Source organism: Nocardia sp. NPDC050630 (assembly GCF_044457245.1).
Taxonomy (GTDB): Bacteria; Actinomycetota; Actinomycetes; order Mycobacteriales; family Mycobacteriaceae; genus Nocardia.
The window spans coordinates 218,862-244,596 of sequence record NZ_JBITGN010000008.1 but is presented as its reverse complement, the minus strand read 5'-3'; the positions used below and the strand labels follow the sequence as shown (position 1 = coordinate 244,596).

The 25,735-nt window shown below is 66.3% G+C and carries 23 protein-coding genes; 7 read left to right on the top strand and 16 right to left on the bottom strand.

All coding sequences use genetic code 11. From position 1 onward, the window contains the following. Positions 1–100: 100 nt before the first annotated feature. Positions 101–796, top strand: coding sequence for a TetR/AcrR family transcriptional regulator (locus ACIBG0_RS22245; protein ID WP_397034859.1), 696 nt, complete (start codon positions 101–103; stop codon positions 794–796). Positions 797–798: 2 nt separating this feature from the next. Here the strand turns inward: ACIBG0_RS22245 and ACIBG0_RS22240 are convergent, their stop codons facing one another. After that, positions 799–1,869 (bottom strand): PDR/VanB family oxidoreductase, encoded by a 1,071-nt coding sequence (locus ACIBG0_RS22240; protein ID WP_397034858.1) that lies wholly within the window; start codon positions 1,867–1,869, stop codon positions 799–801. Continuing rightward, a complete protein-coding gene (locus ACIBG0_RS22235; protein ID WP_397034857.1) occupies positions 1,866–2,735 on the bottom strand; it encodes a metal-dependent hydrolase in 870 nt (289 codons plus the stop codon). The genes ACIBG0_RS22240 and ACIBG0_RS22235 overlap by 4 nt, the downstream gene beginning before the upstream one ends. Positions 2,736–2,871: 136 nt before the next feature. Here ACIBG0_RS22235 and ACIBG0_RS22230 point away from each other — a divergent pair, with 136 nt between their 5' ends. After that, a complete protein-coding gene (locus ACIBG0_RS22230) occupies positions 2,872–3,546 on the top strand; it encodes a TetR/AcrR family transcriptional regulator (protein WP_397034856.1) in 675 nt (224 codons plus the stop codon). Positions 3,547–3,553: 7 nt separating this feature from the next. On the opposite strand, the gene ACIBG0_RS22225 is transcribed toward ACIBG0_RS22230, so the two are convergent. Further along, a complete protein-coding gene (locus ACIBG0_RS22225; RefSeq protein WP_397034855.1) occupies positions 3,554–5,047 on the bottom strand; it encodes a flavin-containing monooxygenase in 1,494 nt (497 codons plus the stop codon). 317 nt (positions 5,048–5,364) lie between these two features. Here ACIBG0_RS22225 and ACIBG0_RS22220 point away from each other — a divergent pair, with 317 nt between their 5' ends. Further along, the gene (locus tag ACIBG0_RS22220; protein WP_397034854.1) at positions 5,365–5,754 is read left to right on the top strand and encodes a hypothetical protein; all 390 of its coding nucleotides are present in this window, start codon (positions 5,365–5,367) and stop codon (positions 5,752–5,754) included. A 153-nt stretch (positions 5,755–5,907) separates the two neighbouring features. Here the strand turns inward: ACIBG0_RS22220 and ACIBG0_RS22215 are convergent, their stop codons facing one another. The 9 genes from ACIBG0_RS22215 to recC all read right to left on the bottom strand — a co-directional run bounded on the left by ACIBG0_RS22215 (position 5,908) and on the right by recC (position 17,961). After that, positions 5,908–6,420, bottom strand: a complete 513-nt coding sequence (locus ACIBG0_RS22215) for a DUF664 domain-containing protein (RefSeq protein ID WP_397034853.1) — start codon at positions 6,418–6,420, stop codon at positions 5,908–5,910. A gap of 47 nt (positions 6,421–6,467) precedes the next feature. Continuing rightward, entirely contained in the window at positions 6,468–6,980 is a 513-nt protein-coding gene (locus ACIBG0_RS22210; protein WP_397034852.1) for a methylated-DNA--[protein]-cysteine S-methyltransferase, read from the bottom strand. A gap of 62 nt (positions 6,981–7,042) precedes the next feature. Then, positions 7,043–7,297, bottom strand: a complete 255-nt coding sequence (locus ACIBG0_RS22205) for an Ada metal-binding domain-containing protein (protein ID WP_397034851.1) — start codon at positions 7,295–7,297, stop codon at positions 7,043–7,045. 1 nt (position 7,298) lies between these two features. Then, positions 7,299–8,018 (bottom strand): 2OG-Fe(II) oxygenase, encoded by a 720-nt coding sequence (locus ACIBG0_RS22200; protein WP_397034850.1) that lies wholly within the window; start codon positions 8,016–8,018, stop codon positions 7,299–7,301. 11 nt (positions 8,019–8,029) lie between these two features. After that, positions 8,030–8,644, bottom strand: coding sequence for a methylated-DNA--[protein]-cysteine S-methyltransferase (locus ACIBG0_RS22195; protein ID WP_397034956.1), 615 nt, complete (start codon positions 8,642–8,644; stop codon positions 8,030–8,032). Continuing rightward, positions 8,644–9,117 carry an RNA polymerase sigma factor gene (locus tag ACIBG0_RS22190; protein WP_397034955.1) on the bottom strand — a complete coding sequence of 158 codons (474 nt, stop codon included), beginning with the start codon at positions 9,115–9,117 and terminating at the stop codon, positions 8,644–8,646. Before ACIBG0_RS22190 ends, ACIBG0_RS22195 begins: the two co-directional genes overlap by 1 nt. Before the next feature lie 49 nt (positions 9,118–9,166). Beyond that, positions 9,167–11,059 (bottom strand): exodeoxyribonuclease V subunit alpha, encoded by a 1,893-nt coding sequence (gene recD / locus ACIBG0_RS22185; RefSeq protein WP_397034849.1) that lies wholly within the window; start codon positions 11,057–11,059, stop codon positions 9,167–9,169. 85 nt (positions 11,060–11,144) lie between these two features. Continuing rightward, positions 11,145–14,495 carry a UvrD-helicase domain-containing protein gene (locus ACIBG0_RS22180; protein WP_397034848.1) on the bottom strand — a complete coding sequence of 1,117 codons (3,351 nt, stop codon included), beginning with the start codon at positions 14,493–14,495 and terminating at the stop codon, positions 11,145–11,147. Between the two features lie 118 nt (positions 14,496–14,613). Next, complete coding sequence (recC, locus tag ACIBG0_RS22175) at positions 14,614–17,961, bottom strand: exodeoxyribonuclease V subunit gamma (RefSeq protein WP_397034847.1); 3,348 nt, start codon at positions 17,959–17,961, stop codon at positions 14,614–14,616. A 278-nt stretch (positions 17,962–18,239) separates the two neighbouring features. Between recC and ACIBG0_RS22170 the strand changes: the two genes are divergently transcribed. Further along, entirely contained in the window at positions 18,240–18,422 is a 183-nt protein-coding gene (locus ACIBG0_RS22170; protein WP_245672347.1) for a hypothetical protein, read from the top strand. A 100-nt stretch (positions 18,423–18,522) separates the two neighbouring features. Then, positions 18,523–19,371 (top strand): tat pathway signal sequence, encoded by an 849-nt coding sequence (locus ACIBG0_RS22165; protein WP_397034846.1) that lies wholly within the window; start codon positions 18,523–18,525, stop codon positions 19,369–19,371. A gap of 33 nt (positions 19,372–19,404) precedes the next feature. Here the strand turns inward: ACIBG0_RS22165 and ACIBG0_RS22160 are convergent, their stop codons facing one another. Next, positions 19,405–20,844: a cytochrome P450 gene (locus tag ACIBG0_RS22160; protein ID WP_397034845.1), complete on the bottom strand. Its 1,440-nt coding sequence runs from the start codon at positions 20,842–20,844 to the stop codon at positions 19,405–19,407. Between the two features lie 231 nt (positions 20,845–21,075). Between ACIBG0_RS22160 and ACIBG0_RS22155 the strand changes: the two genes are divergently transcribed. Further along, on the top strand, positions 21,076–22,515 hold the full coding sequence (locus tag ACIBG0_RS22155; protein WP_397034844.1) for an NAD(P)/FAD-dependent oxidoreductase: 1,440 nt from the start codon (positions 21,076–21,078) through the stop codon (positions 22,513–22,515). Between the two features lie 215 nt (positions 22,516–22,730). After that, positions 22,731–23,504, top strand: coding sequence for a hypothetical protein (locus tag ACIBG0_RS22150; RefSeq protein WP_397034843.1), 774 nt, complete (start codon positions 22,731–22,733; stop codon positions 23,502–23,504). A 144-nt stretch (positions 23,505–23,648) separates the two neighbouring features. Here ACIBG0_RS22150 and ACIBG0_RS22145 read toward each other — a convergent pair whose 3' ends face one another. Genes ACIBG0_RS22145 through ACIBG0_RS22135 form a run of 3 tightly spaced genes read right to left on the bottom strand, consistent with a single transcriptional unit; the run spans position 23,649 to position 25,703 of the window. Then, positions 23,649–24,299: an urease accessory protein UreD gene (locus ACIBG0_RS22145; protein ID WP_397034842.1), complete on the bottom strand. Its 651-nt coding sequence runs from the start codon at positions 24,297–24,299 to the stop codon at positions 23,649–23,651. Then, the gene (gene ureG, locus ACIBG0_RS22140) at positions 24,289–25,005 is read right to left on the bottom strand and encodes an urease accessory protein UreG (RefSeq protein WP_397034841.1); all 717 of its coding nucleotides are present in this window, start codon (positions 25,003–25,005) and stop codon (positions 24,289–24,291) included. Before ureG ends, ACIBG0_RS22145 begins: the two co-directional genes overlap by 11 nt. A 41-nt stretch (positions 25,006–25,046) precedes the next feature. After that, on the bottom strand, positions 25,047–25,703 hold the full coding sequence (locus tag ACIBG0_RS22135; protein ID WP_397034840.1) for an urease accessory protein UreF: 657 nt from the start codon (positions 25,701–25,703) through the stop codon (positions 25,047–25,049). Positions 25,704–25,735 lie beyond the last annotated feature (32 nt).

Here is a 25,735-nt window from a genome sequence, read left to right as displayed (position 1 = left end):
TCCTGAACACTGGTGTTAGATTAATGCCGGTGCCGCACCTCGTGTCAAGCTGTCGGTGTGGGACACATACGGGTCAGGCTTCGAGTTGTGAGGCATCACCATGTCCACTGACATTCCCCAGGCGAATGGCGCGGTGCGCCGGGGCCGACCACCGCAGACCCAGGAGCAGGCCGAGGAGGTCCGCGCTCGCATCGTGCTCGCCACCGCGACGGTATTCACCCGCGGCGGCTCGCGCGGACTCAGCGTCGCCCAGATCATCGAGCAGGCCGGACTGGCCCGCCCCACGTTCTACCGCTATTTCGGCAATGCCACCGAACCGTTGCACGTCGTATTGGAGGCATCCAACGACGGCCTGGTCGACGGCATCCGCACGGCACTGACCGGTCCGGACGAGCCGGTCGAACTCGGCATTCGTCTCATCGACGCCTACCTCGGCTGGGCCCGTGGGCACGGTGCGATGCTGCGCCCGCTGTTCGCCGAACTGCACGATCCGGCCTCGCCGGTATCGGCCTATCGCGAACGGGCACTGGACGATATCCGCGCATTGGTGCGCGAAACATTCACGGAATTGGGCCGCCCGGTCCCCTCACCGCTGGATCTCGATGCCGCCCTGCATGTTTGCGAGTATGTGGTCTATCGCATTTCGGCGGGTACCGAGCCCGGCGCAGAGCCGGACGCGGAAACCGTTGCCGCTGGACGGCTCACCATGATCCGCGTGCTGCTCACCACGCTCGGCACCCGCGCCGATCTCGAATACGCGATGACGCTGCCGGCCATCTTCCCGGCCGCACGGTGAACCTACAGATCGAGTTCGAGTTCGCCGCCGCGAGAACGCGATACGCAGGTGAGCATCGCATTGTTGCGCTCGCCGGGCAGTAGGGCCCGGTCCCGGTGCTCGACATCCCCGGCGAGCACACTCGCCCGGCACGTCCCGCAGAAACCCTGCTGGCAGGAGTAGGCGACGCCGGGCACCGCCCGCCGGATCGCGGTCAGCGCGGATTCGTCGGCCGCGACATCGACCTCGGTTCCACTGCGGCGCAACCGAATACGGAATGGCGCGCCGTTGCTGACGGGTACCGCCGAGAAGCGCTCGGTATGCAGCGAAGCCGTCGGATCATGAAGCAGCAGCACCTTGCGCGCGGCTTCCGCCAATGCCGGTGGTCCGCAGACATATACCGCGGCACCGGTCGGCGTCTGTTCGAAGATCATCCGCGGATCCGGTACCCCGTACTCGTCATCCGGTCGCACCACCACATCACCACCGGTGAAGTGGGCGAGCTCGTACAGGAAGGGCATCCGCGCCCGCGAGCGACCGAAATACATCAGCCGCCATGGTATTCCGGCACGTTCGGTGGCGGTGACCATCGGCAGGATCGGCGTAATCCCGATTCCGCCAGCCACGAAGAGATACTCCGGTGCGTCGATGAGCGGGAACGCATTGCGTGGTCCCCGCACCCACAGTCGGTCGCCGACACGCAGCTGCTCGTGGATCTCGCGAGAACCACCGTCGCCATCGGCGATGTAGCGCACCGCGATTCGGTAGCAGCTGCGATCCTCCGGATCACTGTTCAGCGAATACTGCCGCTGACGACCCGAGGGCAGGAATACATCGATATGGGCGCCCGGCGTCCAGGCGGGCAGGTCCGCGCCGCCTGGATCGCACAGGGTCAGGCTGACCACCTCGTCGGCCTCGACCTCGATTCCGATGATCGCCAGCTCGAAATCGAAACCGGTGCGCCGCACCGGCTGTGGTCGCGAAAGCAGCTGCGCCGCTTTCCCTTCGGTGAATACCCGCTTGTAGGTGTCCACCGCCGACGCGATCATCCGCAGCCCGGTCCCCGGCCGGAACTGCTCCTCCACGGCAGTCATGCGTTTGCCCGTGCCGCCGGCGACTGCGCGAGGTAGCGCAGTGCGTTATCCATCGGACCGAGTTGGGAGGGATGGAATCCCGGCCGCAGGTACCGCGGAATCTCGGTCAAGAAAGTCGTGAAGTTCGGCACCACGCCACGCAATGAGGCGCTGGCCATCTGTAGCGGCCACCACCGGCCCTTATTCGGCGACGGGTCCCGCTGGAACAGGTAGGCGCCCGAAATCACGAACAACGCGAGCAATCCCGAACTGGCGATCAGCGCCTGACGTGCCTTGCGGGCGTAGCCGCCGTCGAGATGCATGTACGCGTCGTAGACGACGCTGCGGTGCTCGACCTCCTCGGCACCGTGCCAGCGGACCAGATCCAGCATTGCCGGATGCATCCCTTTTTCCGCCAATTTGTCATTGGTGAGCAGCCATTCGCCGATGACCGCGGTGTAGTGCTCCATTCCCGCGAACAGAGCGAGTCGCTCACACAGCCATTCGTGTTTGGCTCGGCCGGACAGGCCGTGGTCACCGAGCAGCCGATCGATCAGCCAGGAGACGCGATCCACCATCGGGCCGACCTCGAGTCCGAGGCGTTCCAGTTGGTGGCGGGCCTTTTCGTGCGAACCGGCGTGCATCGTCTCCTGACCGATGAAGCCGCGGACCTCTTCTCGCAACCGCTCGTCATCGATCAGCGGTAACGCCTCGGCCAGTGCCTGCGCCATGGCCCGCTCACCCTCGGGGAGCACCAGGTGCATCACATTGATGATGTGGGTGGCCATGACTTCGCCGGGGATGTAGTGCATCGGCACCGAATCGAAATCGAAGCTGACGTCCCGCGCGTTGATGGCATGAGCCTGATCGGCGTAAGCAGTGCCCATCTGATGGTCCTCACGTCTGGTCCCTGGCAGATCAGGGTATTGCCGACATCAGACGCTGTCAACATCAGACGCTGTCAACAGCAAATGCTGTCAACATCACATGATGTCAACTTCCTGGCTATGGGAGGATCGAGCCATGAACGACGCCGTTTCCGATGGATCGATACCGGGTATGCGCCGCTGGCGCGGCACGCCCCCGGCCGACCGAATCGCCGCGCGCCGCGAACAGCTCGTAGAGGCCGCCATCGAGTTGATGGCCACGATCGGAGCATCCGATATCTCCATGCGCGGGGTCTGCCGGCAGGCCGGCCTCACCGAGCGCTACTTCTACGAGAGCTTCCCGAATCTGGATAAACTGCTCACCGCGGCATTGGAAACCGTCGTTCTCGGTGCGCAGGAACGCCTACTCGCGGCGCTGGCCACCGCGCCGCCCGAACCCGAGAAACTATTTCGTCATGCCATTTCGGCGTTCACGGATTATCTGATCGAGGATCGACGCCGCGGCCAGATCATGTTCGTGGAATCGCAGGCCACCCGGGTACTCGGCGACCGGGGCAATGAGCTCATCGAATTGTTCACCGCCCCGATCGCGTTCACTATCGGGTTGGGTGACGATGGGCCGCAGACCCCGCCGGATCAGTACGAGAACAGTCTCAACTCGAACGCCATCTTCGGCGCGATGGCGTATATGTACCGCCCGTGGCTGGACGGAACGATCGATATTCCGCGCGAACGGTTCGACGATCACGCGACCAGCGTGTTACGCCATATCGCGGCCGCGCGGTCGTCCGAGCCGCAGGAGACACACTGACCTGCCACTACCCCTGCGTGGATACCGGAGCCCGATCCCGCGCCCGTTCGAACACCATCGCACTATCGGTGATTTTGCCGTGGCGCAGCGTGAACAGATCACGCAGGTAATTCATGCGTAGGCGCCACGGCGCCTTGGTGCCCTGGATCGGGAATTGGCTCGCGGCGCGCTGGACATAGCCCGGATTGAAATTCAGGAATAGCGATGCAGCGCCGACGGACGGATCGCGCACCGGTGTGCAGCGGGCATATCCGTTGTCGTACATGTGGCGCAGTAGCCGAACGACGTACTCGCATACCAGATCCGCCTTCAGCGTCCATGAAGCGTTGGTATATCCGATGACGTACGCGAAATTCGGCACATCCGACAGCATCATGGCCTTATAGGCCATATGTTCCGAGAGTCGCACCGGCCGTCCGTCGACCGCGAGTTCCATCCCGCCGAAGGCGAGCAGATTCAAACCCGTTGCGGTAATTATGATGTCGGCATCGAGGGTAGCGCCGGAGGCCAAGGCCAGGCCCGTCTCCGTGAACGTCTCGACCTTGTCGGTGACGATATCCAGCCGCCCCTTGCGGATGGCGCGGAAGAAATCGCCGTTGGGAGCCAAGCACAGTCGCTGATCCCAGGGGTTGTAGGTCGGGGTGAAGTGCGTATCGATGTCATAGCCCGCGGGCAGCCAGCGCTGCTGCCAACCCTTGATCCGCTTGCGCATGGATTGCGGATACCGTTGGCTCAGTTGGTAAATCGCGGTGGTCAGCGCCACATTCTTGGCCCTGGCCACCGTATAGGCGGCGCGGGTCGGTAGGAATTTGCGCGCCTTGACCGCGAGGTCGTCGCGGGCGGGTGCGGAGATGATGTAGCTCGGTGAGCGTTGCAGCATCGTCACGTGCGCGCCCTGGTCGGTCAGTGCCGGTCCCAGCGTCACCGCGGTCGCGCCGCTGCCGATCAACACGACGCGCTTACCAGCGACATCCAGCTCGCGCGGCCAGTGCTGCGGGTGGATGATCGGCCCGGCGAAACGCTCGGTACCCGCGAAATCCGGGGTGTAGCCCGCATCGTAGCGGTAGTAACCGGAGCAGCAGAACAGGAATCCCGCTGTGAGCGTAACGGTTTCGCCGGAATCGGTCCGTTCGGCGCGCACCGTCCACTGGTTCTCCTGTGACGACCATTCGGCACCGACGACTCGATGATTGAAGCGGATATTGCGGTCGATTCCGCTCTCGGCGGCGGTAGCGCGCACATAGTCGAGGATGTCCGCCCCGTCGGCGATCGATTTGTCGCCCAGCCACGGACGGAAACGGTAGCCGAGGGTGTACATATCGGAATCGGAGCGAATTCCCGGATAACGGAACAGATCCCAGGTGCCACCGATCCTGTCGCGGCTCTCCAGAATCGCATAGCTCTTCCTCGGAAAGGCCCGCCGCAGGTGATACGCCGCGCCTATGCCGGACAGCCCGGCACCGACAATGAGCACATCGACGTGCTCGCCAGCGACCCTCATCGATCTCTTCCTCCGATATTCGGCCGGCGCGATTCGCACCGACTTCAGCTCCAGCCTATCCGTTGCGGTTCAGTCGAGGCCCATGCGCCGAAGCCCGATACACGCGGCGTTACATATCGCAACGGCTCCGGGGTCCGCGGGAGCCTCGGAATCGGCGGCAGCGCCCGACCGCGCCGGATGTGGTTCGGCTCAATGACATGGGCCGGATCTGTCCGGTTCGGCGAAATGCCCGAGGTCACTGATCTGTGTTCCGATGGAACCGTTTCGTCGGCGTGTGCGTCTCTATGATCAGACGGACCACTGGAAGGGGCGACCGCATGGCTGTTGACAGCACGTTCGGCGGGTATATCGAGGATGCGAAGACCGGGGCGCTGCAGGTGCGGATGGAACCACAGGCGTTTCTGGATATCGACGCGGCCTGCCAGAGCCTCATCGACGAGCTCACGGTCGCGCAGGACGATGCCCGGTCGCTCAGCGAGAAAGAGTCCTGGGGCCTGGGCGAGAACAATCCCCGGCTCACGTCGGCCGTCGAACTGGTCGAGTTGTTCCAGGAGAAGGCCTTCGGCGGTCCGAACAATGCGTACGACACCATCGGCGACTACATAACGGTCGCCACCGAGGTCCAGAACCTGTTCAAGACCATCCGTGAGACCTACGAGCAGACCGATGCCGAGTTCGCCCGTCAGCTTCGAGCGATCCGCGTCTGAGCCTGCCATTGCGCAATCGGCGGCTTACCGCTGTCGGCGGCCGCGCTGGCACTTATCACCGCATGCACAAGTAGCAGGTCCGCAGGCGTACCGCCTCGAAGTAGTCGTCCGTGCCGCGGATCTACTGTTCGGTGATGCGCCGGAAAACTGAAACTACCTGCGGCGCAGCAGAACACCGCGAATGAAGGCGGCTTGGCCGGCGTGCTGGATATCGTCGTCCACGACACTGATCAACCGCACGCCGAGGGTGACCGGCGGATCCCAGCGGGTATCGACGATGCGGGGCAGATCGGCATCGGTGAGTCCGGAGACATAGTCGATTGTCTGGGCGTGCACCGCGTCGTAGTAGCCCAACAGCAGCTCGGCGGAAACCCCGCCGAGTTCGGCGACCTCGGCGGCGCGGTGCCCGTAACCGGTTGCCTCGTCGGCGAACGGCAGGTCGAACCGCTTGGCCCAGCCCGCCGCGGTCCACACCTGTTCCAGTTCCGCCACCTCCGCGACGTGGTCGTCCTGCACCCGGGTCAGATGCCAGACCAGCCAGGCGATGGAGTTGGCGCCCGGATCGATCCGAGCGGCCAGCTCGTCCTGTCCGAGCCCCTCGACCGCGCCGTGCACATTCTCCCGCACTCGTCCGAAGGCATCGACCAACAACTCAGCGCTCGTCATGACCTCATGCAAGCACACAGCCGCCGCCGATATTCCCGATCGTGCCGTTATCCGCCCAGCGGCAGCAGTAGGTCGGCCGATTCGAGGTCGAGCAGGGCTCGTTTGGCGGGCAGTCCACCCGCATAGCCGGTCAGGGATCCGTCGGCCCCGACCACGCGATGGCACGGGAGCAGGATCAGCAGTCGGTTCCGAGACAGCGCGCCGCCAACCTTGCGAGCGTCGGCTGCGGTGCGGCCGAGTTGGCGGGTCAGAGCACCATAGGTGGTTGTCCGGCCGTATCCGGTGGTCGCCTCGAGTATCCGCAGGACCTCTCGATCGAATGCGCGCATATCCGTCAGATCCATCGGTACCGTGAACTGCTGGCGTTCGCCGGTGAGGTATTCGTCGATCTGATCTGCGGCGATCTCCAGATGCTCACGCGCCGTGACGTCTTCGCCCGACGATCCGGTCGGCGGAGCGTCGGTGAATGCGACCAGGGTGACACCGGTCTGGTTCGCTTCGATCAGCAGGTTGCCCAGCGTCGAGCCGTGCACCAGTCGTGCGATGGCGGTATCGGACATGATGTTGCTCCCTTCTTTCGAGCCTTCATCAGGTAGACGCTGCCCGGCGCATGAACGTGAGATCACCTGCCGTGGTGAACTTTCCATGCCATGTATGCGGCAGGCAGACAGACCGCGCACGGTCGGTAACCGGCGGCGATGGCGGTTTGTTCGTCGGCGAAGAAGACGCGGTGGGCGCGGTAGTGGCCGCGCGCCAAGGCGCGCAAGGCCGACGGGCAGTCGAGGCGGCCATAGAGTTTGCCGCGCCGGTGACCGCCGAATCGGCCCGGAGTAGGACTGGGATACGGGCGACCATCGACGTCGGTCAGGGTGTACATCTCATTCGGCGTCGTGCAGGACCAGGCCAAGGGTGTGTCGGTGGCCGCTACGAATTCGACTGACACCGTGGCGGATCGGGGCGCGAGACCAACCACGCGACGATGGAGTCGGCCGGTCCCGGGTGGTGAAGACGAGCGCGTGGCCCTGTTCCAGGATGGTGACCGTCGGCTTGGATTGAGCGCGGGGGCGCTGCTCGACCAGGAGAAATTCTCCGCCGGTATGGTCGATGCCAGGGCGGTCCAGGCCGATGACGACCTGCAGCGGAAAGACGAGCTCACCGTAGAGGTCTCGGTGCAGGGCGTTCCAGTCACCTGCGGTGTAGCGCAACAGGATTGGCGTCGGTTTCGTTTGCCCCGCGGCGTGACAGGCGTCGAGCCAAGCGTCGAACTCGTCGGGCCACGGCGTCGGGTCGCCGAGTCGCTCTGCCCAAGTACGGGCGATGGGCAGCAATCTGCGATAGAAAGCCCTGCGCAACCCCATGATCGGCGCGGGGACCGGATCGGCGAAGTAACGGTAGGTGCCCTGACCGAATCGGTAGCGTGCCATATCGATCGTCGACCGGAAGCGGCCCAGATCCTCCCACATGGTGCTGAATTCGGCGCATTCGTCCGGTGTCAGCAGCGGCCCGGTCTGGGCGCAGCCGTAGGCGTCGATCTCCTCGGTCAGCGCGCTCCACGGCTGCGCTTCGACTCGTTCTTCCAGTGCGGCAAGGGTTTTCATCACCTCTCCTTTTACGCGGCTTCGAGCGTGAGCAGGGTGGTTTTGGCGGTGACTCCGCCGACGTACTGGCCGATCGAACCGTCGCTGCGAACCACCCGGTGGCACGGGATGACTACCGGTAGCGGATTGTGCGCACAGGCTGAGCCGACCGCGCGCACCGCACGCGGACTTCCGACGGCCGCGGCGACATCGGCGTAGCTCTCGCGATGTCCGTAGCCGATATCGCTCAGATGCTCGATCACCTGGCGCCGGAATCCGACGGTCAGCCGGAGATCGAGTGGCAGATCGAATTGTGTTCGCGCACCGGCGAAGTACTCCTCGATCTGGACTGCCGCGGCATCGAGGCGGCTCGGGGCAGCCAGGATGCGCGGGCTGATGCGCTCGGCGAGCGTGGCGAGTACGGTTTCGTGATTCTCGTTGGGGTAGGCGACCCGCACCAAACCCGCGGGGGTGGCCGCGAGCAGCAAGGCGCCGACGGGCGTGTCCAGCGTGCGATAGGCGACGTCGAGCAGGCCCGCGGCTTGAGCGTCGGCGGCCAACCGGCGACGCAATTGGGACAGGATCTCGGCGGAGTTCGCGTCCAGGCCGTCGAAGAGGCCGTCCGGATCCCGGTCGATAGTGGCCATCATGTTCGATCCTTCGGGTAGAGCTTGCGCAATGTTTTGAGGCCGTCGGCGGCGGCGCGCCGGGCGGCATCGGTCGAATTGCCCAGCAGCTGAGCGATTTCGGCGTGCGGTAGACCCGCCAGGTAGCGGTAGGCCACCGCTCGACGCTGTGTGGGCGGCAGCGAGGCGAGTGCGTTCCATAGATCAGGGTCGTAATCGGCCGGGTCGGCATCCGGTGCCGTGCGTTCGGGCAGGGTTTCTGCGGGAACGGGTGCGCGAGTCAGTGCGCGCCCCACATCGATCGCGCGCCGATGCGCGATGGTGACCAGCCATGCCTCGATATTCGTCTTCGGGTCGAGGCCGGGATAGGCGCGCAGGGCGGACAGAAAGGTCTCCGACCACGCATCGGCGGCATCTGTCGGACCGAGCACCGCCCGGCACACGCGCAGCACCATCGGGCCGTACTCGGCCACCACATCCTCGAACGGAGGCAATCTCACGTTAGGTAGACGTCCCGAGCTCGGAAAACGTGAGAATCCCAGGTCAATGCGATTCCGGAGTGCGCGACAAGCCGCTGGCACGCAGAACTCGGCGGTCGATCGCGGCGCGGATGGAGTCGTCGGTGCCGATGATGCGCACGTGGCGACGGGCCCGGGTAATGGCCGTGTACAGCAGTTCCCTGGTGAGCAGGGTGGATTCCGGCTCGGGCAGCACGACCGAGACGGTGTCGTATTGGCTGCCCTGGCTGCGGTGGATGGTCATGGCGAAGACGGTGACCACAGCCGGAAATTGGGTCGGGTGCACCAGGTAGGGTTCGCTGCCGCGCTGCAGGGCCGCGCGCAGCGAACCGTCGGGCAGGCGCACGATGACACCGGTATCGCCGTTGTAGATGCGCGCCTCGTGGTCGTTGGCGGTGACCAGCAGGGGCTGGCCCGGGTACCACGGAGCCTGATGCGAATCCGGCCCCGCGCCAGCGGCCGCGGCCCACTCACCGGCCATGCGGTCCCAGCGTTCGACGCCGAACGGACCTTGGCGATGCGCACACAGGAGGCGGTGGGATTCGAGGGCGGTCAGTGCGGCCGCGGCATCGCCGTCGAGTGCGGCCGCGGTGACCTCGCGGGCGGCCCGCACGACGTCGGCGCGCACCGGCGCGGTGTCCTCCGGCGTGCAGAGCGAGATTTCATCACCGCCCGCGCGCAATAACGCGAGCGCGGTGTCGGCGTCACCAGCGCGGACCGCGACGGCGAGTTCGGCGATCTTGCCGCCGAATCGGCGGCCACGGGTCAGCCGGACGATGCCGCCGCGCAACCGCATTCGCTCGAGATCGGTCAACGCCTCCGGATTACCCGCGGCCGCAACTGGTTCGGCACCGAGTACCTGCTCGAGCACCGGATTCGGTTGGCCGACAATAGGTCCGGCGACGAGATCAGCGAGTACCGCACCGGCGTCGACCGAAGCGAGCTGATCGGGATCGCCGACGAGCACCAGGCGGGTATCGGGCCGCAGTGCGGCCAGCAGGCTGCTCATCATGGTCAGCGACACCATGGAGGTCTCGTCGACCACAATCACGTCATAGGGCAGCCGGTTGAATGCGTGATACCGGAACCGGGTAGCCCGGCCGCGCTGCCAGCCGAGCAGGCGATGCAGGGTGGCCGCGGTGAGCTCCGGCAGCGCGAGCGATTCCGCCTGTTCACGCACCGCTTCCTGCAATCGTGCGGCCGCTTTGCCGGTGGGGGCGGCCATGGCGATGCGCAGTGCGGGCAGCTTCGGATGCGCCTTCTGATGCGCGTCGAGCAGGGCCAGGATGCGGGCGATGGTGTGGGTCTTGCCGGTACCCGGCCCGCCCGCCACCACCGTGGTCCAGTGCGTCGCCGCGAGTGTGGCGGCGATCCGCTGACGGTCGGGGGCCGCGCCGACCGGGGCGTCGAAGAGTCGGTCGAGTTCGCGACGCACGATGGCCGGATCGACCTTCGGATGATGTCCGGAGCGCTCGGTGAGCACCCGGCGGATCGTCTGTTCCTGCTGGTAGTAGCGGTCCAGATAGAGCAATGGCCCGGTGGCCCGCACGTCGACCAGGCGCAACGGCTGCAAGGGGCCAGCCGGTCCGCCGCATACCAATGGACTGACTCGCAGCGCGGCGACCACGGCATCGATATCCGGCCACGGCAATGTCGCGGGATCGATATCCGAACGCGCATCCCAGGTTTCGTCGGCATCGACACCGATTTCGCGCATGCGGTGCAGTTCCAGGCAGACCGAGCCGGAGCGCACCGCTCGCACGGCCAAGGCCGCCGCGAACAGCACCTCCTCCGAGGATTCGCGCCCCATCCGCCCCAGTCGGAGGGCAACGTGCACGTCGGCGGCGGCGAGCACCCCCGCCTCGTTGAATATGCGCAGCAGCCCGGTTCCCCGCTGCGCCAGCTGAATTGACGTCATCGGCGGACCTGCGCCGTCGACGCGAGAGGGGTGTCGAAAATGGTGCGGTTACGGTTACCACAGTGGGTGTGCGGGCGACCGTCGGTCATCGGGCAGCCTCCCCCGCCAGCAGGTCGGACAGGGCGACGATCAGCGCGGCCGGTGGATTCCAGTCGAAAACACCACAGCCCGACGGAGTGTCGGGACCGATCATGCCGCGCACGAACAGGTAGCGGGCACCGCCGAGGTGGCGCGCCGGGTCGTAACCGGGCAGCCGCCAGCGCAGGTAGCGGTGCAGGGCGACCGCGTAGAGCAGGGCCTGTAGCGGGTAGTGCGAGCGCAGCATCTCGGCGGCCATGCGGTCGTGGGTGTAGTGGTCGACGGTCAGATCGCCGGTGCCGAGGCGGTTGGTCTTGTAGTCGACGATCACGAAGCGTGGCTGCGCACTCGGGCTTTCGGTGATGCGCAGTACGGCATCGATACTGCCGGTGAGGTAGCCGCGCAGTGGGGTGTCGTCCAGGGACGCGAGTTGGTCGGCGTAGCCGGACAAGGAGTCGTCGGCCGGGAGATGGGTCCGCAGCAGTTCGGCGATCCGGCGCAGCGTGACCGTATGCGCACCGGGGAGATCCCCGCCGGCGAGCGGGAGCTCGAAGTCGAGTTCGTTGAGCCGGTCGCGGGTGGAAATGTCGGCGAGACAGCCGAATCCGAGGGGCGTGTGCAGTACGGCGAGTAGGGCGGCGCCGAGTACCACCGGATCCGCTTCGGCCATCAGCTCTTCGGTGGCCGCGCGGCAGCGGGTGTGCACCTCGGTGGCCAGATCCGGTGCGTCGGTATCGATTCGCTCGAGCACACCGTGCACCAGCGTGCCGAATTCGGCGCCGTAGGGCAGCGCGTTCATCAGGGACGGCGCCGCACCGGCGATCGTGGGTTCGGTTTCGACGAGAAGCGGCGTGCCGGGTTCATCGGATGGACCGCGGTCGTCCTCCGGCTCGGCCTCCGGGACAGCAGCATCGTGTGCACCGGCGGTCAGTGCCGAATAGGAAGTACGACGCCACTGCAGGTCCATTGTGCGGGCGAACCGCGCCGCGGCGATGGCTCCGGTCGGGAGTTCGGTACGCACACGGCGGATCTCGACCGTATCGGTGTGCTCGACACCTTCCACCGAAATGGCCTCAGGCGCTGCGGCGGCCCAAGCAGAAAGCATCGACACCGCAACAGCATCCGCCGGGACTGCCGCCTTGCTCGGTACGAGATCCCCGCCGTCGGGGCGGCCGAGGACCATTCGATGCAACGGCGCGTTGGCGGTGGTGATCGCGGGCGCCCACCAGGCGACGATCTGACACATCGCGCGGGTGAGCGCGACGTACAGCAGGCGCAGTTCCTCACCCGCCTCCTCGGTTTCACTGCGCAGCTTGCGCTCGCCGTACCCGGGGGCGTCCTGGCCGCCGACATCGAGTACGCGGGCGCCGTCATCGGTGTGGAACAGCAGGGTCTGCGGGTACGGGTTCTTCGCGTTGTCCCACGCGAATGGCAGGTAGACGATGGGGAATTCGAGTCCCTTGCTGGCGTGCACGGTCGCGATCTGCACGGCCGCCGCATCGCGATCGAGGCGACGGCTGCGGTCGGCGACCGATCCGGAAGCGGGGTCGCGCACACGGTCGGCGAGCCAGCGGGTCAGCGCGGTGAGGCCGAGACCTTCGGTCAGTGCGACCTGATCCAGCAGTTGCGCGATGTGCCGCAGATCGGTCAGCTCGCGTTCACCGTTCTCGACCGAGAGCAGGCGCTGGGCCAGATCGGCTTCGGCGGAGATCTTTTCGAAAACCGCCGCGAAACCCGCGCGGGCGAACACCCTGGCAGCTTCCCGCAGTTGGGCGGAGATGCGACCAACCAGATCCGCACCGCCGCTATCGATGTCGACCGCCGTCACGCCGAGTAGCGGTGTGCAGGCGGCAAGGCGGACACGATCAGAGCGATGCGGCTGTTCGAGCGCACGCAGTAACCAGAGCCAGTCCGTCGCACTGCTGGTGGCGAAGACGCTGGTGCCACCGGCGAGTACCGAGGCGACCCCGACCCGATCCAAAGCGGTTCGCACCACGTCGATTTGGGACCGAGTCCGCACCAATACCGCGATATCACCCGGCCCGATCGGTCGCGGTCCGGTCTTCGCCTCGAACAGCACACCGGATTCGAGCAACCGCACGATATCTGCCGCGAGATCCTCGGCGACCTTCGACCGCATGCGCCCGACCGCTGGGAACCCCGATTTGTTCAACGGCCCGGCTCCGGTGCGCGGCAGACACCGCATGCGCAGCGGCGTCGTCAGGTTCGGGGGGCCGGACAGTCGCGACCAGCCACGAGTCGCGGTGACCGGATAAACCGTGATCTCCTTGTGCCCCAACGCCGCACCGCCCTGCAGATGATCCAGCGCGGCGAGCAGACCCGCATCACTGCGCCAGTTGTCGGTGAGCTCCATGCGGGTGTCGGCGTGCGCGACGGCATCGAGGTAGCTGAGCACCTCCGCGCCGCGGAAGGCGTAGATGGCCTGCTTCGGATCACCGACGAGTACCAGGGTCGAATGTCCGTGGAAGGCCAGCCGCAAAATGTCCCACTGCAGCGGGTCGGTGTCCTGGAATTCGTCGACCAGGGCGACCCGGTACCGCTCGCGGATGCGGCCACAGGCCCGCTGGCCGTGCTCCGGATCGGCGAGCACATCGTGCAGCAGCACCAGCAGATCGTCGAAATCACGAAGTCCGGCAAGGCGTTTACGGCGCTCGGTTTCCTTACGCACCGCGGCAGCAAAGGTCACTCGCTCCCCCGCCGAGCCCTCCCCCTTCGGCACCAATACGGCGTGCCGATCCTGCACCGCCGCCAGCGCCAGCGTATGCGCCTCTTTCAGCGAAAACGGCGGCTCCGCACGGGCATACCGATTCAGGTACAGATCATCGGCGACCGTGCCGACCAGATCATCGATCGTCTCGACCAACCGCGATCCGGGATCATGTTCGCCCGCCAGACCGAGCTCGTCCAGCATTCGCTGACAGAAACTGTGGGTCGTCGCGATGGTTCCGGCATCGAAATCCGAGAGCGCGGTGAGCAATCGTCGCCGACGCAGCAGCACCTCGGCCGAATCCGTCTGCGCCAGTAGCCGAATCAGCTCATCGGCATGGGCCCGAGCCGTCTCCGGATCGGCCAGTGCCGCCGCCACCGCGACGAACCGGTCCCGCGTTCGTTCCCGCAGTTCCTGTGTGGCCGCCCGACTGAACGTCACCAGCAACAGCTGCGAAATGTCGATCCCGATCTCGGCGACATACCGCACCGCCAATCCGACAATCGCATGCGTCTTACCGGTACCGGCGCTCGCCTCGAGCACGGTGGTTGCGGTCGGCAGTGGCCCGTTGGGATCGAAGCGGTCGGCATCGAGCGAGGGCGTGGCGAATGCGGTGTCCTCGAGGGTCATCCCCGCCGCCCCTTTCCGTGCCCGGCAAATCCGATACTCGCCTCCACCGTCCACCCGACGCCCGCCCGTATCCGGGAGGCGCGCCGTGCGAAGTGCCGTTCCATTCGACGAGTACACCTCATGGCTGGCCCTGATTCTCGGCGGCCAATAGCGGTGCCCACATGCGACGAGCCAGCGACCCGAAGCGGGTGGTTTCACCGGGCTCGCCCGCGGGCGCGGGAGCGGCCATGAGGTGTTCCAGGCGAGGGGCAGGTCCCCAGATGTAGCGCAGGTGACGGTCGGTGTGGTCACCGAACGGACCGGGACCGTTGGGCCCACCGTTGAATTCGCGTTCGGCGGCGCTCACCGCTTCGTCGGCACTCGAGCCGCGGAAGCGACGTTCGGCGTACACGGCGGTGGCGCTGGGAGCAACCGGCAGCGGTTCGGTCAGCCCGGCATCCCGCAGCCGCACCAGCTCACGCAGGATCGACAGTGCGGAAGGCGGTTCCGGAGCCATGAGCTCGCAACGCCATGCGGGACGGCCGAATTGTCCACGTCCGGTGGTGACCGCGCGCCACGAGCGGTCCTCGGTCACCGCCAAGCCCAGCAACGAAACCCACGCGGCAATGCGGTGTTTCGGAGCGAGCCGAGAGAACGTGGTGCGAACCAGCGATTCGCCGCGCACCTCGGGCACTGTGCCGGTGAGCCGACGGCCATTGCCGAGATCCACCGCGATATCGACCGCCCGCGGCGCACCCTGGTACTCCGGCAGCGCCGCGCGCACGAGCTTGTCCACCGTCGACTCGACCTCGTCGAGCACCGCACCACCGAAGCCGAACGGCGGCAATGTCCCGCGCCGCCACTCCGCCGCGCGCAGCGTCGATGGGTCCGCGCCGGTGAGCCGCGCGGACAGCAGTCGTTCGCCCAGCTCCCATTTGGCGAGGCCGTCGAGTTCGATCGGCAACCGGTCGGCAATATCGTCTTCGTGTTCGGGAACGCGTAGTCCGAGGCGCTGCCACAGAAATGCGCGCACCGGGTGTTCGACGAACGAAATCAGGTCGGCCAGTGCGACATCCGCGGGTTCGAGCGGGGACAGCGGTTCGGGCAGGAATGCGGGCCGCGGCTGTGCGGGTTGTCCCGCGGCCCGCGCTCCCGCGAAGGCAACGGTATCGAAGCTGAACGGGCGATCGGCCTCGAAATTGCGACGGTCGAAGCCCTGCAACGGATGTCGGGTCACCACCGCGTCCATACCTACCGCGCCGACGTGTGCGCGCAGTGCATCGAGCAGCTCGGCGACCGGGATGGCGGGCGGACGATGCGCACCGGTCACCGGATCGGCACCGGTGTGGAAGATCAGCAGTTGTTCCGTGGCCGCGAGCACCGCGTCCAGCAGCAGTTGGCGATCCTCGCTGCGCGCGTCCCGTTCGCCGAGCAGCGGATTTCGGGCCAGCACGTCATCGCCGTCCACGCCGCTGGTGCGCGGGAAGATCTCGTCGTCGAGACCGAGCAACACCACCACGCGATGCGGTACCGAACGCATCGGCACCATCGTGCACACCGTCAGTTCGCCGGTCCGGAAATTCGCCCTTGTCGGTCGCGCCGCCAGCCGGCTCGACAGCAGCACACCGATATCCGCCAGCCGCAATGGCACCTCACCCGCGTGTTCGGTGGCGGCCGCCAGCTCACGGCGGGCCTCGGTGCGCACCCACGCCTGACTGTCGGGCACATCGGTGAGCAGTTCGAGGCAGCGCCCGAGCACCGCAGCCCACTCCTGCGCCGGACGCGGTCCGCGCAGGTCACGCAGGCAGACCGCGAGCCGGTCGATGAATTCCGCGAACCGGCCAGCCAGATCGACATCGTTGCTGTCCACATCGTCCAGCGGCAGCGCGAGATCCAGCCAGTCCTCGCAAGATTCGTCCGCGGTGACACCGAGCAGGATGCGGTCGACCGCGCTGTTCAGCGTGTTCTGCGCGAAGTCGGCAAGTCCGAATGCCTGTCGCTGGCGCTGGCCGATTCCCCAGCGCGCACCGGATTCGGCCGCCCATTCGCGCAATCGCTCGATATCGTCGTCATCGAATCCGCAACGGCGACGGACGGTTTCGGACGCCGCCAGATCCAGCACCTGGGTCACCGTCACTCGCCCGTCGGCGAGTTCGAGCAATACCGCGATCACCGCGAGCATCGGATTGGTCACCCCGCGCCCCCGATCGGCGAGCCGCACCCGCAGCAGATGCGCCGGATGCGCCGAATCCCCCACCGACTCCACCGATCCCACCATTTTCTGCCCGAACGCCGCCCGCACCAGCGGCGCATACGCCTCCACCTCGGGACACATGATCAACACATCGCGCGGTTCCAGTGTGTGATCGGCCGCGAACAAGCCGAGCAGACATTCGCGCAACACTTCGACCTGTCGTGCCGGCCCGTGACACGAATGCACCTGCACGGTCCGGTCATCGAAGCTCGCCGGTTCGGGCGGCCACACATCGTCGCGAATCCCGGACTGCAGGGCCGCCAACAGTGTCCTACCCGAATCCTCCTGGATGCCAGAGTGATTCGATGCGATAGCCGCATGGTACTGGTCCACGGCACCGACCAGCCGCTGCTGCAGCTCCCGCACATCCCTGCCGAGGCCCGCGAGCAATGGATGCCGCACCACCGTCGCACTGACATCATCGGCCCGCGCCACCGCGGCGGGCAGTCCACTCAACTGCGCCCACATCACCGGACTGGGGTGCGCGAGCCACAGATGCACATCCCGCCGCTGCGCCAGCGCCGACAACACCGCGAGTTGATCGCTCGGCAATCGCGTCACCCCGAACAATGACAAACGCGCAGGCAGGCCCACCAGATCCGGCTCGTCCCGCAACCTTGCGCAGGCCGCGTCCAACCGCTCGGCCGGACTCGGCACCCCGACTTCGGCCCGCAACCGCCGCCACAATTCCGGTTGCCACAGCAAATCATCCGGCACCGCCCGCCCGGCACCGTCGGTATCCGAACCCGCTGCCCACTCCTGTATGAGCCCAGGTCGCTGCGCCGCGTAACTGTCGAAAAGCGCCGTCAGATGCGCGGCAGTCGCATACCGCCGACCGACCCGATGTCCGGCGGGTTCCCCGGACCCGAGATGCCGCGCGAGCACCGCACTCCACGGTTCGCCAAGCGATGCGTCGATCACCCGCAGCAAGGTCCAGACGACCTGCTCCGACGCCCACGGATCCGTCTCGGGCCGCACCCCACTCGCCGCCGCTGATACTTCGGCGACCAACGCACCGGGAGACGGGAATTGGATATTCGCGGCAACACCGTCCGAGCCACCCGCCACGCCGAGTACGGTCGACAACCGCTGTGTCAACCAGCGCTCCACCCCCTTCGCGGGCACCGCGACCACCTCGGCCGCGAAGGCGTCCGGCAAAGGTTCAGCAAGCAGTGCGGCCAACGCCGCCGCCAACGCATCGGCGCGCTCGGCGCGATGTATGTGCAGCGGCATCTGCGCCCTCTCATCAGTTGGTCCGGTATGTCCGCACCGCGCGTCAAGTCGACTATCCGCACGGCTCGGCGCTCCCGCACGTTTATACGCCCAGCGACCAGCACGCAACCTAGCGACCCCATACCCGCAGGAGTGAAATAAGCCACACGCGAACGATTTCCTTCGTCGTGTCACGTCGGATCGCGGCCGTCCATGTGCAACAGTGCTCAACCGGGGAGGAACGGGATAGCTGCACGAAAGGCTGGTTCGCGTTCATGATGGCGATGGTGATTCCCCTGATGCCGAGAGGCGGGTTCACGGTCCGCCGGGTCGGTGACAGATGGGAGCTGGTCAACTCGCGCTCCTACGGTCGCACCGTCGTCCTACACTCCTGGCCGCGCGATCAGCATGCCGAGGCCTTCGCCCACTGCTACCGCCTCAACGGTCGCACCGTCGAGGAATTGCACGCCGCATTCCGCTAGCGCGAAAGACGCTGCGGTACAAGCACAACGCCGTTTACCACAGCGTCGGGCAGAGCTCAAGACGTGCGTCCGGCCCGCCGATGTGCGATCGTGTTGCCTCGTGCGTCACGCCTCCGTCTCTGTCCTCGCCGCTGCGGCGATCCTGGTCCCCACTACCACCGCGCTGATTCCGTCGGCCTATGCTGCGCCTCCGGCGCATACACAGGGCTGCATCGCCGGATTCGATTGCGATATGAGCAGCCGAATCGCAGCTGTCGACGCGTATTTGAAGAGTCGCCCCGGCGTAACCGGTTACGTGGTCCGCGATCGCGTGAGCGGTGGGGTGTACGCGAACGAGAATGCGGAGAACTCGGTCTGGACCGCCTCCACCATCAAACTGGCGATCGCGGCCGATCTGCTCAACCGCGCGCGGGCGGGCGTGATCGGCCTCGGTCCCGAGGACCGCGGCCTGATGGAATCGATGCTGGCCACCTCCAATGACCAGGCCGCCGATATCCTCTGGAACAAATACGCCGGCATCGATCGGATGGCCTACAACAACGCCTTCCGCGCCAGCGGCATGGTGAACCTGGTTCCGCAGCCGACGAATACCGCGATGTTCCCGGACTGGTCGTTCCAGAAGTGCACCCCCGCCGATCTGGATCGGCTGATGGACTCGATCTTCAACAATATGCACCCCGACGACCGGAACTACCTGTTCGACCGCATGCGCTCGGTCGACAGCAACCAGCACTGGGGCGTGTGGGGTGCGGGTGCCGCGATGCGGCCCGGGCTCAAGAACGGCTGGTCCGAGGAACAGGGCGGCTGGGTGGTGAACTCGGTCGGCTTCGCCGGACCCGGCGAGCGGTACACGCTGGCCATCATGAGCTCGCTCGGCAGCGACGGCGGCTACACCGAAGGCGCCGCGACCGACACCAAGGTCGCCGAACTGCTGTTCAGCGGTCGCTGAGCTGATCGGTGTCGAACGACCCGCAAGCGATCGCTAGCGGCGCCGCAACAGCACGGGCGCGCCATCCCGGGGGAACGGAATCGTCGTGAAGCCCCACGGCATTCGGTAATCCCCCGGGAGTTCCCACTCGTAATCGCGCACCAGCGCGGCAATGATCGTCTTCACCTCGAAGGTTCCGAAGTGCATCCCGATGCACTTGTGCGCACCCGCGCCGAAGGGCACCCATGCGAGTCGATGCGATTTGTCCTCGCGCCGGGCTGCACCGAAGCGTTCCGGGTCGAACAACTCCGGTCGGGTCCACAGCTCCGGCAGGAAATGATTGACGGTATACGCGCAGTCGATCGGCGTGCCTGCCGGAATGTAGTGCCCGAGGATTTCGGTGTCGCGTACCGCCCGCCGCGGTAGTCCCGGCACCGGCGGCATCAAGCGCAAACTCTCCTTCAGCACCAGATCCAGGTCACCCATCCGGTCCAGATCGGCGATTGTCGGTGCGGCGCCGCCGATTTCGGCATCGACCGCGCGCACCTCCGCGCGCACCCTCCGCTGCCATTCGGGATGTTTACCGAGGTAGTAGGCCACGGCGGTGGCGGTGGTCGTGGTGGTGTCGTGCGCGGCCATGATCAGGAAGATCATGTGGTTGACCACATCCGTGTCACTGAACGCGGCGCCGTCCTCCGTGCGCGCATGACACAGTCCGGAGAAGAAATCCGCCGACTCGATCCGGCGCTTGCGCGGCAGCATCTCGGTGAAGTACTGCTCGAGCACCTTGCGTCCGCGCAGGCCGGCACGCCAATTGCCGCCTGGTACCGGATGTCGAATAACCGACAGCCCGGCATGGGTGCAATCGATGAACGCATCGATGAGCTTGCGGCGCTGCGTCCCGACATCGACGGCCATGAAGGTCTCGCCCGCGATCTCCAGGGTCAGTTCCTTGATCGTCGGATAGAGCCGGACAGTGCCGCCGTTCTGCGGCACCCACCGATCGATCGCGGCCCGCGCTACCGGCGTCAATGTCGCAAGATGCGCCTCCAGCCGCTCCCTGGTGAATGCCTGCTGCATGATCCGGCGATGGAACATGTGCTCGTCGAATTCCAATAGCAGCAGTCCGCGCCGGAAGAACGGGCCGATAAAGTAGTCCCAGCCCTGGCCGAAATCGCGACGCCGCTTCCCGAGCACCTCATCGATCGCCTCCGGACCGCAGACCAGGACCCGATCCAAGCCGAGCGACGAATTCAGCGATACCGGACCGTAGCGGCGATACCGCTGCATCATTTCCGCCGGACCCCAGCGCAGATAGTGCAGACCCCGGCCGAAATACGGAAGTCCGGCATCGCCCGTTACCGCGGTCGCGCTGCTGCCGTTCGGCGGTGAGGCCAGCACATGTGGACGTTCGGGAACTCGGCGCAGCAGTCGATCGATCAGGTGGTCGTCCGGAATGTCGATGAGCGACACATTCTCGGATTCGGGCCGCACGCTGGGCTTTCCATTCCCGCTGCGGATGTGTAGGACACGGCCCCCGCCGACCATGACAAACCTCCCTGAACGACAGGATCTATCGTATTCTCTTTTCACATTCGTTCGCTCGAAAAGAATCGGCACATCAGCAACCGGGATCTCGCCGTGACGGCCAGGACAGCGCCGACTACCGTAAGTCGGGTCAACAACGTTCGAGGGGCCGCACCCCAGGTTTGAGGAGCACCGACGATGAGCACTCAGTCTGTCGAGGAGAACCATCGCCACCGGGTGGTGGTGATCGGCTCCGGATTCGGCGGCTTGTTCGGTACCAAGCACCTCAAGCATGCCGACGTCGACGTCACCTTGATCTCCAAGACCTCGACCCACCTGTTCCAGCCGCTGCTCTACCAGGTCGCCACCGGCATCCTGTCGGTCGGCGAGATCGCCCCGGCGACCCGGCTGGTGTTGCGCAAGCAGAAGAACGCCCAGGTACTGCTCGGCGATGTCATCAACATCGATCTCGAGCACAAGACGGTCACCTCGCAGCTGCTCAACCAGAACACCGTCACCCCTTTCGACAGTCTGATCGTGGCGACCGGCGCGCAGCAGTCCTACTTCGGGAACGACCAGTTCGCCACCTATGCCCCCGGCATGAAGACCATCGATGACGCGCTGGAGCTACGCGCGCGCATCCTTGGCTCATTCGAAGGCGCCGAACTGGCGACCACCCAGGAAGTGCGGGACCGCCTGCTCACTTTCGTGGTGATCGGCGCCGGACCTACCGGTGTAGAATTGGCCGGTCAGATCGCGGAACTGGCCGATCGCACCCTGGAGGGCACCTTCCACAACATCGATCCGCGCGATGCCAGGGTGATCCTGGTCGAAGGCGCGGGTGCGGTGCTGGGCCCGATGGGTCCGAAGCTGGGCGGTAAGGCCAAGCGGCGGCTGGAAAAGATGGGGGTCGAGATCCAGCTCAACGCCATGGTCACCGATGTCGACGCGCACGGGGTCACGGTGAAGGATGCCGACGGCACGGTGCGCCGGATCGAATCCTCGTGCAAGGTGTGGTCGGCCGGTGTGCAGGCCAGCCCGCTGGGCAAGATGCTCGCCGAACGCTCCGACGGCACCGAGACCGACCGCGCCGGACGCGTGATCGTCGAACCGGATCTGACCATCAAGGGCCACCCGAATGTGTTCGTGGTCGGCGACCTGATGTCGGTGCCGAATGTGCCCGGTCAGGCACAGGGCGCGATCCAGGGTGCGACCTATGCGGCCAAGCAGATCAAGGCCGGACTCAAAGGCCAAGCGCCGCAGGACCGCAAGCCGTTCAAGTACTTCAACAAGGGCAGCATGGCGACGGTGTCGCGGTTCAGCGCGGTCTGCCAGGTCGGCAAGCTGGAGTTCGGCGGATTCATCGCCTGGCTGGCCTGGCTCGCGCTGCACCTGTACTACCTGGTCGGCTACCGCAGCCGGATCATCACCGTCATCCAGTGGTTCGTGACCTTCCTCGGCCGCACCCGCGGGCAGATGGCGGCCACCGAGCAGTGGGTCTTCGCCCGGCTCGCGGTGGAGGCGGTGCAGGCCGATCAGCAGGAGGCCGACGACCTCGCGGCCGCGCTGGGCGCACCACCCGCGGAGAACGGGAAAGCCGGGCTCACTGAGAAGGCTGCCGACCGCAAGGTGGGCTGATTCGCTGTCCGACCCGCTCGCGCACTGAATCCTGTGCCAGTGCTACCGGATACTCGAACGGGTTCATCCGGACAGTGCTGAATACGGACAGCGACTCGAGGCAGCTAATAGTTAGCGAATTCATGCCGGGACGTTGCCACATCGTAATCTCCACCCATCCGAGCGCGCCTCGAATCCGAATGTCGGATGACATTTCTCCGGATGGAAGGCGATGTATGGGGACAGGTAAGCACAGAGCTCCTAACCCGCAGCGGCAGAAGATGGGGACGATGGTCGCGGCGGGCGCAGTACCGCTCGTTCTGGCGCTGGTAGGCACCGGCGCCGCGAATGCCGAGCCCGCACAGTCGAATACGGTGGCCCAGCCGGAGCAGAAGCCGCAGTGGCCCGCAGCCGACGCCCCCAACGCGATGCCGTACGAGGGTCTGCAGATCCCGGACGACACCAAGAGCTCGCTGCAGTGGTCGCGGTCCGCGCCGGATAAGAAGTACCTCGCCCCCGTCGGCGTGCTGCACGCGCCCGGCGCCGTGGCACCGGTGCCGCCGATCGCCCCGCCACCCGGCAAGTTCCGCTTCGGTGACGTCGTTCTCGACGCACCTGATTGGATCAACCAGGAACAGGCGATCCAGATCAACGACAGCTCGGCGATCGCCGAGGCGAATCTGGCGACATTCCTCGATTCCATCGGCATGGAGCGCAGTCGTTCCGACCGGATCGCCGGACAAACCATCGGCACCGCCGCGATGGGTGCGGCGGCGGGGGCGGGGGCGGCAGTCCCGGTCGCGGCGACTTCCGCGCTGGTCGGCGGGACGCTGGGTCTGGTATTCGGACTTCCGTTCATGCCGGTGGGCATGGTTGCGGGTCCGATGCTCGGGGCGAGTTTCGGTGCGGCCGTGATCACGGTCCCCGCGGCCGCCATCGGGGCGGCGGCCGGTGCGGCCGTCGGCGCGGTCAATGCGTTCAACGCGCCCTCACGGGTCGTCGGCGACTGATCGAGCACCGAACCGGGGTGGGAACCTGACGACGTTGTCGGGTCCCCACCCTTTTTCATTCCCCCGCCTGGTGCTTCGCTACACCGTGTCGGTCCAGGCAAACGGTCGCTGTGATGGATGACACATTCCGGGGCGAATCGGGAGCTATCGCGTGCTGACCAGCAGAGGTCCCGTTCGTGTGGACAGGGTCCCGCCCAAAGCGAGCGGGAGACGGGCAGCGACCAGTCCGTCCGTTTCCGCTCGTCGGTCGTCCGGATAGACGAGTTCGCTGTCCAATGCCCGTGGTGCGGTGAGATTGTCATCGGTGGCACTACCCGCGCCGAGTTCGAGTCGATGTCGCAGCAGAGGCAGGTCACCGATATCGGCGCACAGGTCGCCGCGCCAACCGCCGACGTCCTCGCCGGTGCGCCCGATCTGCACGCGTTCGCGCAACCGTAGCCGGGCATCAGCTGTCAATCGCACCTCGGTGACGGCGTGGTGGTGCGCGCCGCCCGCCACGATGGTCGGCTCCGGATCGAAATCCAGCTCGCCCGCGACGTCGAAAAGCCAGTGCGCCAACGAGAATGGCGTCCGGGTGCTCGGTAGCGCGATGGTTGCCGCGACCGAGCGCACCACCAGCCGTGCCCCGGGGCCCACCACGATCCGGATATCGAGTTCATCGCCACCGAGCGGGGTGGCCGCGGTGCCGATCAGATGGACGGTGTCCGGGCCGGTGCGACGGGCCGCGAGGCCGCCGCTCGCGTGGATCTCGGGCAGCGTGCCGGCTGCGGCGACAATGCGAACCTCAGTGCGCAACAGCGGATTCGGCGGCGGATTTGTCCTGTTCGGCGATTGCCTGCAGTTGCTCGCGCACCCAGGCCAGCACCGCGGTGGCGGCCGGATCCTCGGTCAGCGAGATCATTGCCGTGCGACGGCCCTCGCGTACCTTCGCGGCATCGCGTTCCATAACGTCGAGGTCGGCACCGACCAGCGGGGCAAGGTCGGTCTTATTGATCACCAGCAGATCCGAGAACGTCACGCCTGGGCCACCCTTACGCGGGACCTTATCGCCGCCCGCGACATCGATGACGAAGATCTGTACGTCGATGAGGCCGGAGGAGAAGGTGGCGGTGAGGTTGTCGCCGCCGGATTCGACCAGGATCAGGTCCAGCGGCGGGTTGGCCGCGATCAGATCGTCGATGGCATCGAGGTTCGCGGTGATGTCGTCGCGAATGGCGGTATGCGGGCAGCCACCGGTCTGCACGGCGGTGATCCGCTCATCCGGCAGCACCGCGTGCCGACGCAGGAAATCGGCGTCCTCGGTGGTGTAGATGTCGTTGGTCAGCACCGCGAGCGAGAGTTCGTCACGCAACTGCCGGCACAGGGCAGCCACCAGGGCGGTCTTGCCCGAACCGACCGGTCCGCCGATTCCGATGCGCAGCGCATCGCCGCGCGTGCGTACTCGCTTGGGCCGGTCGTGCGAGTGATCGTGCGGCTCGCCGTCGATCAGGTGGGGTGGCATATCGGTGCTCCTTTCCGCTTCCATCCTTGCCGATCGCGCACCTAGGACGCGAACAGGGGCATATCGCGGACGAGGTGTCGGTGGGCGAGGACGTCCTGTAGTGGGTCCGAGAGCGCGGCGAGTTCGGTCGCGGCCGCCGCGGCGGTCCGGTCGCAGAGTTCGCCGAGACGGATCGTGCAGGCGGCGACTGCGGCAGGATCCAACGCCAGCAACCGCTGTGCCGCGGTCGCCGCGCCGGCCATGGTCGTGTAGACGACGACCGCGGCGGCCTGCTCGGGACTCGCGCCACAGACCTGCCCGGCGACACCGAAGGCCGTCGACAGATGCGGCCGCACACCGACAATCGCCCAATCCTCCCCGGGCCAAACCTGTTTCGCCAACCGCACCAGGCCACGTCCCTGTGCCCGCGACGCCGCCCGCGCTGCCGGGGCCGGTGTCCGCGCATCGGCTTCGGCCTCGGCCCGCTGCGCGGTCAACTGTCCGGCACACACCGCCGCCGCCAATGATGCCGCCACCAGTCCGGACGTCTGGATCCGCCGCCGCAGATACAGCTCGACGGTCGCTACATCCCGCACCAAACCGGATGCCACCGCCTCCTCCACTCCCCCGGAATGCACATGTCCCCCGATCGGCAAGCGAGAGTCCGCCAAAGCGAACAATGTCGCCAACCCCGCGGTCCCCGCATCCGATCCGTGCACCCGTCGATCCTATGCGTGACACGGTCGGGCTC

Bases quoted from the DNA above. Each gene is read 5' to 3' on its own strand.
- ACIBG0_RS22245 (WP_397034859.1), top strand. From the start codon at position 101: ATGTCCACTGACATTCCCCAGGCGAATGGCGCGGTGCGCCGGGGCCGA.
- ACIBG0_RS22240 (WP_397034858.1), bottom strand. From the start codon at position 1,869: ATGACTGCCGTGGAGGAGCAGTTCCGGCCGGGGACCGGGCTGCGGATG.
- ACIBG0_RS22235 (WP_397034857.1), bottom strand. From the start codon at position 2,735: ATGGGCACTGCTTACGCCGATCAGGCTCATGCCATCAACGCGCGGGAC.
- ACIBG0_RS22230 (WP_397034856.1), top strand. From the start codon at position 2,872: ATGAACGACGCCGTTTCCGATGGATCGATACCGGGTATGCGCCGCTGG.
- ACIBG0_RS22225 (WP_397034855.1), bottom strand. From the start codon at position 5,047: ATGAGGGTCGCTGGCGAGCACGTCGATGTGCTCATTGTCGGTGCCGGG.
- ACIBG0_RS22220 (WP_397034854.1), top strand. From the start codon at position 5,365: ATGGCTGTTGACAGCACGTTCGGCGGGTATATCGAGGATGCGAAGACC.
- ACIBG0_RS22215 (WP_397034853.1), bottom strand. From the start codon at position 6,420: ATGACGAGCGCTGAGTTGTTGGTCGATGCCTTCGGACGAGTGCGGGAG.
- ACIBG0_RS22210 (WP_397034852.1), bottom strand. From the start codon at position 6,980: ATGTCCGATACCGCCATCGCACGACTGGTGCACGGCTCGACGCTGGGC.
- ACIBG0_RS22205 (WP_397034851.1), bottom strand. From the start codon at position 7,297: ATGTACACCCTGACCGACGTCGATGGTCGCCCGTATCCCAGTCCTACT.
- ACIBG0_RS22200 (WP_397034850.1), bottom strand. From the start codon at position 8,018: ATGAAAACCCTTGCCGCACTGGAAGAACGAGTCGAAGCGCAGCCGTGG.
- ACIBG0_RS22195 (WP_397034956.1), bottom strand. From the start codon at position 8,644: ATGGCCACTATCGACCGGGATCCGGACGGCCTCTTCGACGGCCTGGAC.
- recD (WP_397034849.1), bottom strand. From the start codon at position 11,059: ATGACGTCAATTCAGCTGGCGCAGCGGGGAACCGGGCTGCTGCGCATA.
- ACIBG0_RS22180 (WP_397034848.1), bottom strand. From the start codon at position 14,495: ATGACCCTCGAGGACACCGCATTCGCCACGCCCTCGCTCGATGCCGAC.
- recC (WP_397034847.1), bottom strand. From the start codon at position 17,961: ATGCCGCTGCACATACATCGCGCCGAGCGCGCCGATGCGTTGGCGGCG.
- ACIBG0_RS22170 (WP_245672347.1), top strand. From the start codon at position 18,240: ATGCCGAGAGGCGGGTTCACGGTCCGCCGGGTCGGTGACAGATGGGAG.
- ACIBG0_RS22155 (WP_397034844.1), top strand. From the start codon at position 21,076: ATGAGCACTCAGTCTGTCGAGGAGAACCATCGCCACCGGGTGGTGGTG.
- ACIBG0_RS22150 (WP_397034843.1), top strand. From the start codon at position 22,731: ATGGGGACAGGTAAGCACAGAGCTCCTAACCCGCAGCGGCAGAAGATG.
- ureG (WP_397034841.1), bottom strand. From the start codon at position 25,005: ATGCCACCCCACCTGATCGACGGCGAGCCGCACGATCACTCGCACGAC.